Genomic DNA, 13,665 nt, shown 5'->3' on the forward strand with positions numbered 1-13,665 from the left:
AGCGCAACAGGATCGGCCACTTCTGCAAACACGGTAAATTGTACATCAATATAATTACAGCGCCTTGATTTTCAAAAAACGACATCGACAAATCAACGGACTGAAAATTGCATCACATGCATAACAAAAAGCCACGCGATGCGTGGCTTTTCATCTAATTTGGTTGCGGGGACAGGATTTGAACCTGTGACCTTCGGGTTATGAGCCCGACGAGCTGCCAGACTGCTCCACCCCGCGTCTGATTTATCAAATGATACAGCGTATCGATCGAAAGCGCAACCGTCGCAGCGAGTAGAAAGACGGTGCTACACTGTTAATTAAATCCGTCATCATGCATTTATTCTGCGAACTCGTCGCGCAGCGTTCCGCCAATACAATCATCCTTGTGCCCTTCTCTTATGAAATATTGTTCCGAATGCGCCCATCCCGTCTCGCTGATCGTACCGCCGGACGACAACCGTCCGCGTTACGTGTGCGCCAACTGCGGGGCAATTCACTACCAGAATCCGAAGATGGTGATCGGGTCGATCCCGGTCTGGGAACAGGATGGCGAGGCGCGCATCCTGCTGTGCCGGCGTGCGATCGAACCGCGCCATGGCTATTGGACCTTGCCGGCCGGCTTCATGGAAAACAATGAGACCACCGCCGATGCCGCATTGCGCGAGACCGCGGAAGAAGCCGGCGCCAGGATTGAATTACATGAGCTGTTTTCCTTGCTGAACGTGGCACACGTGCATCAAGTCCATATGTTCTACCGTGCCACCCTACTCGACCTCAATTATGCGGCGGGCACCGAGAGCCTCGAAGTCAAGCTGTTCACCGAATCTGAAATTCCGTGGGACCAGATCGCGTTCCCGACGGTCGGTCAGACATTAAAATTTTTCTTCGCCGATCGCGCCAGCTTAAAAAACGGCGGCAGCTACGGGCTCCACACCCACGACATTACGACCTCGATGCGACAGCGCGATTATTGACCTAAGCAGGTCTATGCTTGTCACCCGACCACCCTGCATTTCATGAGGTATATTCAAACTCCCGTTGATATATATGCGGCACATGGCCGCGTTGAGATGAGTATATCCTTGCAACAGGAGCACAAAAGGATGCACCGCAAACCGCTGCGACGCGAGTTGGTGCGATGATTCCCTGGCTCGAGGCGGACACGCCGTTTCCCGATGTATCGACGACGTTGACCACGGCCGACGGCGCGGCCGGCTTGCTGGCCGCGGGCGCGGATCTGTCGCCGGCGCGGCTGTTGGACGCCTACCGGCACGGGATTTTCCCGTGGTTTTCGGGCGAGCAGCCTATTCTGTGGTGGAGCACCGATCCGCGCATGGTGCTATTTACCGAACAATTCAAAATTTCCGACAGCCTGAAAAAAACCCTGCGGAAATTTCATCAAAGCACCATATCCGACGGCCGCTGGCAAATCCGATTCGACAGCGCATTTGAACAGGTGATGCGCGCCTGCGCCGCCCGCAGCAATGGCGACGGCACCTGGATTTCGGAACAGATTGTCGAAGGTTACTGCGGACTGCATTGCCAAGGCTACGCACACTCCTCCGAAGTCTGGCTTGACAGCGAACTGGTGGGTGGCGCCTATGGCGTCTGCATCGGCCACATGTTTTATGGCGAATCGATGTTCGCACGGGTCAGTGACGCATCCAAGATCGCGCTGGCTTACCTGGTGCATTTTCTGAGAAATAACGGCGTCGCAATGATAGACTGCCAGCAGGAGACCTCGCATCTGGCCTCGCTCGGCGCAACCCCGATTCCGCGTGAGCAATTCATCGAGCGACTGCGGCGGGCGATCGATCAGCCGCCGATTTCGAAATGGCAACCAATTGCGCTCGACTGATGTCTACTACTAGGGCAAGTTTCATCCCGTTTTTTGACCGACCGGTACAACTAACCGTATGAGCCACCTACAGGATCTGCCTTTCGCCACCTTGCAGTTTTACGCCACGGCGCCATATTCATGCAGCTATCTGGATGGGCGTCAGGCGCGTTCGCAGGTAGCGACGCCGTCGCATCTGATCAATGCCGATATCTATTCCGAACTGGTTAAAAGCGGTTTCCGCCGCAGCGGCATCTTCACCTACCGACCGTACTGTGATGGATGCAATGCCTGCATTCCGGTACGCGTCAGGACGACCGAGTTTCATGCCAACCGCAGCCAGCGCCGCGCATGGTCCAAACATGGCAATCTGACTGCCTGGGTCACCACGCTGGCATACTCCCAGGAACACTACGAGCTGTATTTGCGGTACCAATCGCAACGCCATGCAGGCGGCGGCATGGATCAGGACAGTCGTGACCAGTATGCACAATTCCTGCTGCAGAGCCGGGTCAACACCCGGCTGGTCGAGTTCCGCGAAAGCGATGGCAGCTTGCGCATGGTCAGTCTCATCGACATCCTGAACGACGGCTTCTCGTCGGTGTATACCTTCTACGATCCCGATGTACCGGGCGCGTCTTATGGCATCTACAACGTGCTGTGGCAGATCGAACAGGCACGCCAGCTTGGCCTGCCCTATGTGTATCTCGGCTACTGGATCGAACAGAGCCGCAAGATGGGTTACAAAATCAATTTTCGCCCGATCGAAGCGTTGCAGCAGGGGCAGTGGCAGCTATTACCCTAGGGCTTTGTCGTTGCCGGCCGGCACTGTAAAATGCCGCTGCACCATCGTGCGATGGGCACTGCGCCATCCCGCGACTCCCCACCCTCTGCCGCCAAGACGATCCATGCCCGACAAATTCCTGTACGCCCTGACCCGCCCGCTGCTGTTTTCGCTCGATCCGGAAGCCGCCCACAACCTGACCTTGCCGGCATTGCAGCGCGCCGCTGCGTGCGGACTGGCCAAATTGCTGGCGCGCCCGGCGCCCGATGCGCGTCATGTGATGGGAATCCGGTTTCCCAATCCGGTGGGACTGGCTGCCGGGCTGGACAAGGACGGCGCCTATATCGACGGCCTGGCGGCCCTTGGCTTCGGTTTCATCGAAGTCGGGACCGTGACACCCCGTGCGCAGCCCGGCAATGCACGGCCGCGCATGTTCCGCCTGCCCGCGGCCAAGGCCATCATCAATCGGATGGGCTTTAACAATGGCGGCGTCGACGCCTTCGTCGCCAATGTGCAGGCGTCGAAGTTTTACCAGAACAAGGAAGGCGTACTCGGACTGAACATCGGCAAGAACGCCGACACACCGATCGAAAATGCGGCCGATGACTACCTGTTGTGTCTGCAAAAGGTATATCCGTATGCAAGTTACGTGACGGTGAACGTCTCGTCGCCGAATACCAAGAATCTGCGTCAGCTGCAGGGTGCCTCGGAACTGGATGCACTGCTGTCGCGCCTGAAGGACGGGCAACAGCGGCTGGCCGACCAGCATCAGCGCTATGTGCCGATCACGCTGAAGATCGCACCCGATATCGATGGCGAGCAGATCAAAAACATCGCTGACGCGCTGCTGCGGCACAAGATCGATGGCGTGATTGCGACCAATACCACGATCACGCGCGATGCAGTCGCGGGCTTGCCGCATGCCGAAGAGATGGGTGGACTGTCCGGCGCGCCGGTACGCGACCTGTCGACCGCCGTGATCCGTTGCCTGAAGGCAGAACTGGGCGACGCGCTGCCTATCATCGGCGTCGGCGGCATCCTGTCGGGCGCCGACGCGAAGGCCAAGATCGATGCCGGCGCCAGCCTGGTGCAGTTATACAGCGGCCTGATCTACCAGGGCCCGGCGCTGATACGCGAATGCGCGGCGGCGCTGCGCCAACCGCACGCATGACACGTTGCGGGGACGCGGTTACGGGGTGATTACTCGGCGCCGCTGACCGCCCGTTCAATCTCGGCGCGGGTCAGGCCCGGCGCGAACTGCAGAATGAAATCATAGGCATACGAGCGCAGATAGGTGCCTCGCCGCACCGCCAGCCGCGTCACATTCGGCGCGAACAGATGGGTCGCCTCGACCGCGCGCAACCCTAGGTCGCGGGCATGATCAAACGCCATTGAGGCGACCAGCCCGACCCCCAAGCCAAGCGACACGTACTGCTTGATCACGTCGGAATCCATTGCAGTCAATACGACATCGGGCTCGAGGCCGGCTTTGGCGAACGCTTCGTCGATGTGGCTGCGGCCGGTAAAACCGACGTCGTAGGTGATGAGCGCATACGCCGCCAAGTCTTCCAGCCGCACCGGGTTGTGCGCCAACAAAGGATGCCCTTCCGGCACCACGATCAGATGGCTCCAGCGGTAGCACGGGAATGACACCAGATCGGGAAACTGGCTCAGGCCCTCGGTCGCGATGCCGATATCGGTACGACCCGACAGCACCCATTCGGCGATATGTTCCGGTGCGCTCTGCTGCAGCGCGATCCGGACCTCCGGGAACGCGGCGCGAAACCCCTGCACCACTTCCGGCAGCACGTATCGCGCCTGCGTGTGCGTGGTCGCGACCGACAGCGTGCCGCTGGTCTTACCCGCATATTCACGACTGGCCTGCTGCAGATTTTCAGCCTCGATCAGCAAGCGCTCGATGATTTTCAAGATCCCCTTGCCCGGTTCGGTCAACCCGGTCAGGCGCTTGCCGTTACGCTCGAAAATATCGACCCCGAGTTCCTCTTCCAGCTCTCGGATCTGACGGCTGACGCCCGGTTGCGAGGTAAACAGCACATTCGCCACTTCGGTCAGGTTATAACCGCGGCGCGAGGCTTCGCGGATCGATCGTAGTTGTTGAAAATTCATAATGAGCCGCCTTTAAATTCCGTTTTCAATCTTTAATTCGCAATCTCTGACGGTCCTGTCATCGCGCGCAGATAGGGTCCGAGTGCGCGGAGAATGGCATTGCCGCTGGCACGGGGTGGACCATGCCCCCTATTGCGTGACGCCATCGACGAATACGTGCAGGCGCTTTGGGCGCACTACCAAGGTCTCACCCTCTTTCAGCTTGAGGTGCGCATAGCGTTCATTCGATATCACCGCCTCGATCATTTCCGCATTGTCGTCGCGTTCCAGTTCCAGTTGCGCCAACGGGCCTATCGCGTGGGCGCGGCGCAACTGCACCACGATCCCTTGCGCCCCGGGCGCATAGCGGTCGACCTCGAACTCGTGCGGCCGCACATAGCCAATGCCGGTCGCATCCTGCGCGTCGGCATGGGACGGCACGTCGAAACTTGCGCCGCCGGTCGCCAATACTCCCTGATGCACGCGACCGTGAAACAGGTTGACGTTACCCAGAAAGCCGTACACGAAGGGCGATGCCGGGTGGTTATAGACCTCGTCCGGCGCGCCGATCTGCTCGACCCGACCCCGGTTCATCAGCACGATCTGGTCGGCCACTTCCAGCGCCTCTTCCTGATCGTGCGTGACGAAGATGCTGGTCACGTGCAACTCGTCATGCAGGCGGCGCAACCAGCGCCGCAACTCCTTGCGCACCTTGGCATCCAACGCACCGAACGGCTCGTCCAGCAGCAGCACCCGGGGCTCGACCGCCAGCGCGCGCGCCAGGGCGATGCGTTGCCGCTGGCCGCCGGATAGCTGCGGCGGCGTGCGATCGGCCAGCCAGTCGAGCTGCACCAATTCCAGCAATTGCGTGACCTTGTCGCGAATCTGCGCTTCCGACGGTCGCACTTTGCGCGGCTTGACGCGCAAGCCGAATGCGATGTTCTCGAATACCGTCATGTGCTTGAACAGCGCGTAGTGCTGAAACACGAAGCCGACCTGGCGCTCCCGCACATGACGCGCCGCAGCGTCCTCACCATCCAGCAAGACCTGCCCCGAATCCGGATGCTCCAGCCCGGCGATGATGCGCAGCAAGGTGGTTTTGCCGCAGCCGGACGGACCGAGCAGCGCGGTCAGTTCACCGGCCGGAAAATTCAGCGATACCTCATCGAGCGCGATGAAATCGCCGAACCGCTTGTTGATCTGCTTGACTTCGATCGCCATGATCATTGCTCCTGAAACTGTGGGTGCTGGGGCACGATGTCTGCACTGACATCATGCAAGCGCCATTCGATGAAGGACTTCAATGCCAGCGTCACCAGCGCCAGCAATGCCAGCAGCGAGGCCACCGCAAACGCGGCAGAGAAGTTGTATTCGTTGTACAAAATTTCCACCTGCAGCGGGATCGTATTGGTCTCGCCGCGGATATGACCGGACACCACCGACACCGCGCCGAATTCGCCCATCGCCCGCGCATTGCACAGGATGACGCCATACAGCAGACCCCACTTAATATTCGGCAACGTCACGTGCCAGAATGTCTTCCATCCCGAAGCGCCCAACACCAGTGCCGCCTCTTCCTCCTCGCTGCCCTGTGACTGCATCAGCGGAATCAGCTCACGCGCAATGAACGGAAAGGTCACAAAAATGGTCGCCAGCACGATACCCGGTACCGCAAACAGTATCTTGATGTCATGTTCACGCAGCCACGGTCCGAACCAGCCTTGCGCGCCGAACAGCAGCACGTAGATCAGCCCGGAAATTACCGGCGACACCGAAAAAGGCAGGTCGATCAGGGTCAGCAGGATGCTCTTGCCACGGAATTCGAACTTGGCGATGGTCCACGCTGCGGCCACCCCGAACACCAGGTTCAGCGGCACCGCGATTGCGGCGGTCGTCAAAGTCAGACGGATCGCCGCCAAGGCATCCGGCTCGATGATTGCAGCCAAGTACACCGACCAGCCTTTCTTCAGCGCCTCGGCAAATACGGCAGCCAGCGGGACGAACAGGAATAGCGTCAGAAACGTCAGTGCGACGCCGATCAGCAGGACGCGTACCCAAAGCGGTTCCAGCGTCGCCGCCGGCATCGGAATCGGTTCGCCGCGCGGACGCACGGCCTCCGGCAACTGGGCCGGACCGGCAAATGGGTTAGATGCGATGGCAGTCATGTCAGACCTTGTCCGCCCGGCCGCGCTGACGGCTCCAGGCTTGCAATAAATTGATGCTCAGCAACAGCAGGAACGACGCGGTCAGCATTACCAGCGCAATCGCGGTTGCGCCGGCATAATCGTACTGTTCGAGCTTGGTGATGATGAAGAGCGGTGTGATTTCCGACACCATCGGCATATTGCCTGCGATGAAGATGACCGAGCCGTATTCGCCGGTGGCGCGGGCGAACGCCAGCGCGAAACCGGTCAGCAGGGCCGGCAACACGGACGGGAAAATGACGCGGGCAAAGGTCTGCCAGTTGCTCGCGCCGAGACTGACGGCGGCCTCTTCCAATTCGCGCTCGGCATCTTCCAGCACCGGCTGCACGGTGCGCACCACGAACGGCAGGCCGATGAAAGTCAATGCCACCACCACACCCAGCGGCGTGAAGGCGACCTTGATACCGGCCGGCTCCAGGTAACGTCCGAGCCAGCCGTTGCTCGAATACAAGGCAGTTAAGGCAATCCCTGCCACCGCGGTCGGCAGCGCAAACGGCAGGTCGACCAGTGCATCGATGATTTTTTTGCCTGGGAAGCGGTAGCGCACCAGCACCCATGCGACGACGCCGCCAAACAATACGTTGAGCAACGCGCCGATCAGCGACGCGCCGAAACTCAATTTATAAGAAGCCAGCACGCGCTCCGACGTCACCGCGCTCCAGAAAGCGTCCCAGCTCAGCGTGAATGTCTTCAGAAAGACCGCCGACAGCGGAATCAGGACGATCAGGCCGAGGTAAAACAGCGTAAAGCCCAGCGTGAGCCGGAACCCGGGCATGACCCGCGTCATCCTGGCCTTTGGCGCCGTTATTTTGTCGGCGATTGGCATTATTGCGACTTGCATCGAACCCTCGTTATTACAAATACGACTAACAAGTAGCAATAATTACATTTGATCGTTATAAAGCGAACGAATCTTTTGGTATGTCGATAGACGGGTTTTGAATATACGAAGAAAGATGATGGAGACGGGGAGATGGGCCAAGGCAGGACTGACCATTTAGGCAGAACATCGCTAGACCGCCCCCAGATGCTAGTCGGCGGCCCCGATCTGCGCCAATGCTTGGCGAATCGCATTGGCGTCGCCCGGCCGCACCAGGCGCACCACTTCCCTGCCGTTGCTAAGAAACACCAAGGTCGGCCACAGCGTCACCCGGAACGAGCGCCCCAGTGGTCGGCCCTTGCCGTCCTCAATCTTGACGTGACGTACCTCAGGACGTTCAGCAAAGGCAGTGGCAAGCAGCGGTTGGGCGGCCTGACAATAGCCGCACCAAGAGGTACCAAATTCGATCACGGTTGGCCCGTCGAGCCTATCGATTTCTGCACGCGCCGGTTCAATCGACGCATATCTGTCGTTCATTGTCATGTTGCCATTCTCTTATCTTGCGCACTTCTTCCGTTAACAACCATTCAACCATTTGCGAATCGGCGCGAACTGTCTCGGTATCAATCGACACGCGGCCCATCCCAGCGTGCGGCGTGGACCAAGGCAATCCGGATTCATACGCCTGTGTACTTGTAAGCAACAACACACTCGCAATCACAGGGTTGGCCGAGCGCTGTGGCTCCGGGTTCTCGCTTGGACGAACCCGAAGCCGCACGGCTCGGCAGCCACTCAATAACATTGTCCTTTGATTTCACCCGGATCATGCCGTCAAGTGCCGCCCTGCCCGGCAATTCCTATGCTGGTGCACTGCCCATTTTCTGCATCGCCTGTTGCATTTCTTCCGGGCTGACATCGCGCATATGTGTTGCAACCGACCAACTATGACCAAACGGGTCTTCGAGCTTGCCATACCGATCGCCCCAGAACATGTCCTCGATCGGCATGGTGATCTTCGCGCCCGCGCCGACGGCACGTTCGACGACCGCGTCGACGTCGTCGACGTAGAGGTGGATCGTGACTGGCGATCCTTTGAGCGACTTCGGTCCGAATGAGCCCCAGTCCGGAAACTCGTCGACCAGCATGATGGAGGAATCGCCGATACGGATCATGGCGTGCATGAGTTTGCCCTGTGGCCCCGGCATCCGCCCCATTTCCACTGCATTGAACGCTTTTTTGTAAAACTCGATGGCATCGGCCGCGCCGGCACACACCAAGTGTGGCGTGACCGTGTGCATACCTTCGGGGATAGACTTCACTTGCGGCATGGTTGACCTCCTGTGAGAAAAGTTAGTGGATCCGGGGGTATGGCAGGTACGGCTTGGCGCCGAACTGTGCGGCTTTGGACCCGCCAAGACGACAGGTTAGTATATTTTTCAAAGATACATTTGCGAAATTTCGGTAACGCAGTGACTTTGCCGGTCTGGCGCTGGTAATGATCTACTCGCCGGTCGCATGCTTCAGTCGCCGGCAACTATCGGGATCGACTACACCGTATGCATTCAGCGCATCGCGAGCCTGATTCGATACGGATACTAGCTGGCTGAACCGGCCGATATAAATGCGCGTCCAATGACGGCAGGTGATGATTTTTTCGACTTGCTCCATCGATGGGATAGCGCCATGTCTGACCGCACACTTAACCTGGACGATACTCTGTACCAATATCTGTTGGATGCCTCTCTGCGTGAGCATCCGGTCCAGGCCGAACTGCGCGCCGTCACGCACAGCCATCCACTCGCGGGCATGCAGATATCCCCCGAGCAAGGCCAGTTCATGATGCTGCTCATCAATCTGATCGGCGCCCGCAGGACTCTCGAGATCGGCGTGTTCACTGGCTACAGTGCCCTTGCGGTAGCATTGGCGTTGCCGCACGATGGTCGCATCATTGCCTGCGATGTGAGTCAGGAGTTCACCGACGTCGGTCGCACTTATTGGGAAAAAGCCGGGGTGGCGCACAAGATCGATTTGCGTCTCGCGCCGGCCGTCGACACGCTCGACACGCTGATCGCCGAGAGCCAGGCAGGCCATTTCGACTTCGCCTTCATCGACGCCGACAAGGCCAACTATGATGCGTATTACGAGCGCTGCCTGACGTTATTGCGCCACGGAGGCTTGATCGCCATCGACAACGTGCTGTGGGGCGGTCGTGTCGCGCGACCGGCCGAGGATGTCGACACGGCGGCGATCCAGGCGCTCAATCGCAAGCTCCTCGGCGATGCGCGGATCGAGCTTTCGATGTTGCCGGTCGGTGACGGCCTGACCCTCGCCAGGAAGCGTTGATATTGTCAGCGTCGGACCAATAATGCCGCGAAGACGCGCCTCCGCCGTTGTGGCCAACCGTATTAACACCGGATGTCTGGTATGCGCCGGTTTTTCCGGTTCGCGAAAGCGCTGATGACAATTCCTCCCGCTTGGCTGGAGTAGGCGTTGCGCGTTGTACTATTCCGGTCCGATATATAGATACCAAGGTAGCCCATGTTACTCATCCCGGAGCAGTTTATTGGTTTTCTACTTGCCGCCATGCTGATCACGATCTCGCCGGGGCCGGACAATCTGATGGTTCTGGGTGTCGGCATTTCGCGCGGACGCACGCAGGGCATGGCATTCGGTCTTGGCTGTGCGTTGGGTTGCCTGAACCACACGATACTGGCAACCGTCGGCGTCAGCGCGTTGATTGCCGCGTCACCGGTTGCGTTCATCACGCTGAAGGTGTGCGGCGGCCTCTACCTGATCTGGCTGGGCATTCAGGCATTGTGCAGTCGCGGCGGCACGAAAGTGGACAGCAGCAAGGCGCCGACCGAATCGCCGCGCAAATTATTCGTCAAGGGTCTGTTTGCGAACAGCATCAATCCCAAGGTCGTGTTGTTCTTTTTGTCCTTCCTGCCCCAGTTTGTCATCGCCGAAAATGGCAATGTGGGCTGGCAGACCGCGCAGTTGGGACTGACATTTACGCTACAAGCTGCGGTGCTATTCGGGTTATTGGGGTATTTCTCCGGCACGGTGGGGCAATGGCTGAACCGTCATCCGCGTGCCGGGTTATGGCTCGACCGCACCGCTGGGACAATTTTTGTGGCGCTGGGATTGCGGCTAATTGTTTCCCGCTAAGGCAAAGCTGGGGTGCATAACAATCGCAAGTAACCGAATCACTTGATCGCACCGACGGTGAATCCCGCGACGAAACGGTCCACGAAGAAATTGTAAAGTACCGCGATCGGTACACTCACGATCAGGCAGGCCCCCATTAGCGAACCCCAGAAATACACGTCGCCACGTACCAAGAAAGTCGGCACGCCGACGCTCACCGTGTATTGCGATGAACTGGTGATGAAGGTCAGGGCGTAGATGAATTCCTGCATCACCAGGGTGAGCGTGAAAATGATGACGGTCAGGATCCCCGCCGACGACACCGGCACCACGACTTTCAGAAATGCACCGAAGCGGCTCAGGCCGTCCATCATCGCCGCTTCCTCGATATCGCGCGGCACGGCCTTGAAGAACCCCATCATCAGCCAGGTGCAGAACGGCACCGTGAAACTCGGATACACCAGCACCAGCGACCCGTCTGGCCGATCTGGCTCGGCCAGCCGAATCTGGCGATGGCGTCGATCATCCTGGTCGACGTGTGGCGCCTGCTGCCGCTGGCGACGGTGATCATCCTGGCCGGCTTGAGTAGGATTCCGCAGGATATCCACGATGCGGCGGCGATGGATGGTGCCGGTTCGGCGGGGGGATGATGTGTGGGTGATGTCCGGTAAACGTGCATTATCTGTACCCACGGACGTAGGTATTGACCCGTTGCGCGCACGTTTTCGCTCTAGGCGTAGAGTAAAACATGCCAACACTGAGCACGGTCAAATCGGACCAAATCGACTTGCCTTCATGCCTCCTGTATCCTTCCCTCCTTATTTATGTTTATTGCCCTTCCAAGAAATTTCCAGTAAGCAATAATCCTTGGCGTCGACGCCAGCGACTATAGAACCTGTTCCCATGAGGTAGCGCGTGGCCTAAGATCGGGGTGATGAAAGTATCGATACGCTTGGTGTGGCACGCAACTCGTGCAGCAAAGCGCCCGCCTGCGATGGGTGCATTAACGCGCAGGTGCCGCAAAATGGACCCATCGCAGCCTCGAGATTGGCTTTCACTACATAATCAGCAACACCTAAGGACGCATGAACAACCATTACGCCGTTCTCGGCATAGACAGCGATGCGTCGAATGCCGCGATAAAAAATGCCTATCGTAAGAAGGCATCAGAGTTTCATCCTGACAAGAACCTTGCGCACGATGCTGCCGTCAGGTTTCGGGAAATTCAGGAGGCCTATGACCTCCTGTCCGATCCACTAAAACGCCGCGATTACGACGAAAACCGGCGTCGAAGCTTGCTGGAGAACCCGCTTGAAACCGCGCAAGAAATCTGGACAACCTACATGAACAAAGCCTTGCAATGACCCTTTCCTATTTCTTTGAAGACTTGAAAAAGTCCTATCAAGTCGAGCTTGAAGACTTGCAAAACGACTCCGAGGGCAACAACGTACTGGCAGCGAGGTTGAGAGACAAGCGATCACAATTCCCGTTGCTGATGCCGATGATCGACAGCGCTCCCGAAATGGTCGCAGTCGCGTTCCATGGTGGCGTGACGTTTCTCAATCTGCAGGCTATGTACCTGCTGTCAACCACCGAGCCGGATGAATTCCCGGCGTGGGACGATTTGGCGCACGCCGTGCATTTCGAAGCGTCGACCAAAAAACTCGCGGAAACAGCGCTCAAGGAACGCGGCGGCGAGCGCTTTCTGATCACCGCCGTTTGCCTCGAATATCTTCATGGAAAACCCGTCATCAACTACGGCGATGCGCGTGACGATGACACACACGACCCAGCCGAGTCCGAACCGGGCGATGACGAAGAAGAGCAGGATCTGGAAGAAGCCGGCGCCGACTGGCTTGCCGAGCAGGGTTTCGATCGACGCGGCTAGGGCTGAGCCCACTTGAAACAACGGGAAAGTAGTGCAGGCTTCGGTGCCGGCGCTACTGGCTGTTACGCCCGTTCACATGGGCTGGATACAAGATTCCTATCAACCATTTTTATAGATTAATAGTTCATGTCACATTCACTCGTGGTGAAAGCAGCAAATCTGGTCCGCGCCGGTGATATTGCCGGTGCAGAATTCGCACTAGTCTCTCTGGCAGAAACAGAGGGCGATCGCGCGCTGGTCGCGGTGCTCGAGGAGCTGCCGCCAAAAGATCTGCTCGCGGTCATTCGCGAATACGACACGTCCAAGGAGTCGGTAGTGAACCTGCTGGTGACGCCGGAGCAGTTCGCCCGCGCCATGGTGATGGAAAAACTCTACGGCGACCATACCCATGCCCATCTGCGCGGCATGATCAATGCGGTCTTGTTCCGTGACAATGCGCAAACCGGTGACTTCCTCGATGCGATCGGCGACATTGACGGTGGCTGCGAAGCGTTAGTCGACTATTTATCCGATCGCGACGAGGCAGTCGTCCATTTCGCGCAGTTCGGCACCTTCAACCACTATCACACTGAAGACAGTGATGAAGTTGAACGCTCCGAGGCGAGCGACCACGACTGGCGCGAGCTGACGTGGTTGCTCAAGCATGAACACCTCGATATGTTCGAACAGATCCTGCCCGTTCTGAAAACCCGGTTGAAGACACGCTTGCGGCTGGAAGCCGAGCTGGAGAACGAGGAACAGCAAAGGACCGAGCTCGATTTGTCGGAACCCAAAATCGTCGCTAAGGAAACCAAAGTTAGCCTCGACCAATCGGAGGAGTCGGCGCTGTAGCGCGGCAACCGCACCTGCGCACAGGAGCGCTGCGCGACTAGCAAGGCT

At 58.3% G+C, this 13,665-nt stretch carries 16 protein-coding genes, 1 tRNA gene and 1 pseudogene; 10 read left to right on the plus strand and 8 right to left on the minus strand.

The features are described 5' to 3' along the window. Window positions 1–160 precede the first annotated feature (160 nt). Window positions 161–237, minus strand: a tRNA-Met gene (locus ACFOFO_RS03010). Between the two features lie 161 nt (window positions 238–398). Between ACFOFO_RS03010 and ACFOFO_RS03015 the strand changes: the two genes are divergently transcribed. The 4 genes from ACFOFO_RS03015 to ACFOFO_RS03030 all read left to right on the plus strand — a co-directional run bounded on the left by ACFOFO_RS03015 (window position 399) and on the right by ACFOFO_RS03030 (window position 3,792). Beyond that, window positions 399–974, plus strand: a complete 576-nt coding sequence (locus tag ACFOFO_RS03015; protein ID WP_390330823.1) for an NUDIX hydrolase — start codon at window positions 399–401, stop codon at window positions 972–974. A 164-nt stretch (window positions 975–1,138) separates the two neighbouring features. Further along, window positions 1,139–1,858: a leucyl/phenylalanyl-tRNA--protein transferase gene (gene aat, locus ACFOFO_RS03020; RefSeq protein ID WP_390326133.1), complete on the plus strand. Its 720-nt coding sequence runs from the start codon at window positions 1,139–1,141 to the stop codon at window positions 1,856–1,858. 58 nt (window positions 1,859–1,916) lie between these two features. Continuing rightward, the gene (locus tag ACFOFO_RS03025) at window positions 1,917–2,642 is read left to right on the plus strand and encodes an arginyltransferase (protein WP_390326135.1); all 726 of its coding nucleotides are present in this window, start codon (window positions 1,917–1,919) and stop codon (window positions 2,640–2,642) included. Window positions 2,643–2,745: 103 nt separating this feature from the next. Further along, window positions 2,746–3,792, plus strand: coding sequence for a quinone-dependent dihydroorotate dehydrogenase (locus ACFOFO_RS03030; protein ID WP_390326137.1), 1,047 nt, complete (start codon window positions 2,746–2,748; stop codon window positions 3,790–3,792). Window positions 3,793–3,821: 29 nt separating this feature from the next. Here the strand turns inward: ACFOFO_RS03030 and ACFOFO_RS03035 are convergent, their stop codons facing one another. From ACFOFO_RS03035 to ACFOFO_RS03060, 6 genes are all read right to left on the minus strand, one after another. Further along, window positions 3,822–4,748 carry a CysB family HTH-type transcriptional regulator gene (locus ACFOFO_RS03035; RefSeq protein WP_390326139.1) on the minus strand — a complete coding sequence of 309 codons (927 nt, stop codon included), beginning with the start codon at window positions 4,746–4,748 and terminating at the stop codon, window positions 3,822–3,824. Window positions 4,749–4,877: 129 nt separating this feature from the next. Continuing rightward, window positions 4,878–5,948 carry a sulfate/molybdate ABC transporter ATP-binding protein gene (locus ACFOFO_RS03040; RefSeq protein WP_390326140.1) on the minus strand — a complete coding sequence of 357 codons (1,071 nt, stop codon included), beginning with the start codon at window positions 5,946–5,948 and terminating at the stop codon, window positions 4,878–4,880. A gap of 2 nt (window positions 5,949–5,950) precedes the next feature. Further along, window positions 5,951–6,892: a sulfate ABC transporter permease subunit CysW gene (cysW, locus tag ACFOFO_RS03045; RefSeq protein WP_390330825.1), complete on the minus strand. Its 942-nt coding sequence runs from the start codon at window positions 6,890–6,892 to the stop codon at window positions 5,951–5,953. 1 nt (window position 6,893) lies between these two features. Beyond that, a complete protein-coding gene (gene cysT, locus ACFOFO_RS03050) occupies window positions 6,894–7,772 on the minus strand; it encodes a sulfate ABC transporter permease subunit CysT (RefSeq protein WP_390326142.1) in 879 nt (292 codons plus the stop codon). Between the two features lie 189 nt (window positions 7,773–7,961). Then, window positions 7,962–8,294 (minus strand): thioredoxin family protein, encoded by a 333-nt coding sequence (locus tag ACFOFO_RS03055; protein ID WP_390326143.1) that lies wholly within the window; start codon window positions 8,292–8,294, stop codon window positions 7,962–7,964. 314 nt (window positions 8,295–8,608) lie between these two features. After that, window positions 8,609–9,079, minus strand: a complete 471-nt coding sequence (locus tag ACFOFO_RS03060; RefSeq protein ID WP_390330827.1) for a VOC family protein — start codon at window positions 9,077–9,079, stop codon at window positions 8,609–8,611. Between the two features lie 355 nt (window positions 9,080–9,434). Here ACFOFO_RS03060 and ACFOFO_RS03065 point away from each other — a divergent pair, with 355 nt between their 5' ends. Together ACFOFO_RS03065 and ACFOFO_RS03070 are read left to right on the plus strand one after the other, a co-directional pair. Further along, window positions 9,435–10,094: a class I SAM-dependent methyltransferase gene (locus ACFOFO_RS03065; protein WP_390326145.1), complete on the plus strand. Its 660-nt coding sequence runs from the start codon at window positions 9,435–9,437 to the stop codon at window positions 10,092–10,094. A gap of 195 nt (window positions 10,095–10,289) precedes the next feature. Further along, on the plus strand, window positions 10,290–10,919 hold the full coding sequence (locus ACFOFO_RS03070; protein ID WP_390330829.1) for a LysE family translocator: 630 nt from the start codon (window positions 10,290–10,292) through the stop codon (window positions 10,917–10,919). 38 nt (window positions 10,920–10,957) lie between these two features. Here ACFOFO_RS03070 and ACFOFO_RS03075 read toward each other — a convergent pair whose 3' ends face one another. Then, window positions 10,958–11,365 carry a carbohydrate ABC transporter permease gene (locus tag ACFOFO_RS03075; RefSeq protein ID WP_390326147.1) on the minus strand — a complete coding sequence of 136 codons (408 nt, stop codon included), beginning with the start codon at window positions 11,363–11,365 and terminating at the stop codon, window positions 10,958–10,960. 12 nt (window positions 11,366–11,377) lie between these two features. Here ACFOFO_RS03075 and ACFOFO_RS03080 point away from each other — a divergent pair. From ACFOFO_RS03080 to ACFOFO_RS03095, 4 genes and pseudogenes are all read left to right on the plus strand, one after another. Continuing rightward, window positions 11,378–11,533, plus strand: a pseudogene (locus ACFOFO_RS03080) (sugar ABC transporter permease); the annotation flags it as partial. A gap of 450 nt (window positions 11,534–11,983) precedes the next feature. Further along, window positions 11,984–12,262, plus strand: a complete 279-nt coding sequence (locus ACFOFO_RS03085) for a DnaJ domain-containing protein (RefSeq protein ID WP_390330831.1) — start codon at window positions 11,984–11,986, stop codon at window positions 12,260–12,262. Further along, window positions 12,259–12,786, plus strand: coding sequence for a hypothetical protein (locus ACFOFO_RS03090; protein ID WP_390330833.1), 528 nt, complete (start codon window positions 12,259–12,261; stop codon window positions 12,784–12,786). The genes ACFOFO_RS03085 and ACFOFO_RS03090 overlap by 4 nt, the downstream gene beginning before the upstream one ends. 126 nt (window positions 12,787–12,912) lie before the next feature. Further along, window positions 12,913–13,617 carry a hypothetical protein gene (locus tag ACFOFO_RS03095; RefSeq protein WP_390330835.1) on the plus strand — a complete coding sequence of 235 codons (705 nt, stop codon included), beginning with the start codon at window positions 12,913–12,915 and terminating at the stop codon, window positions 13,615–13,617. Window positions 13,618–13,665 lie beyond the last annotated feature (48 nt).

The sequence above is a fragment of the Pseudundibacterium arcticum genome (assembly GCF_042646465.1).
GTDB classification, from domain to species: domain Bacteria; phylum Pseudomonadota; class Gammaproteobacteria; order Burkholderiales; family Burkholderiaceae_D; genus Undibacterium_A; species Undibacterium_A arcticum.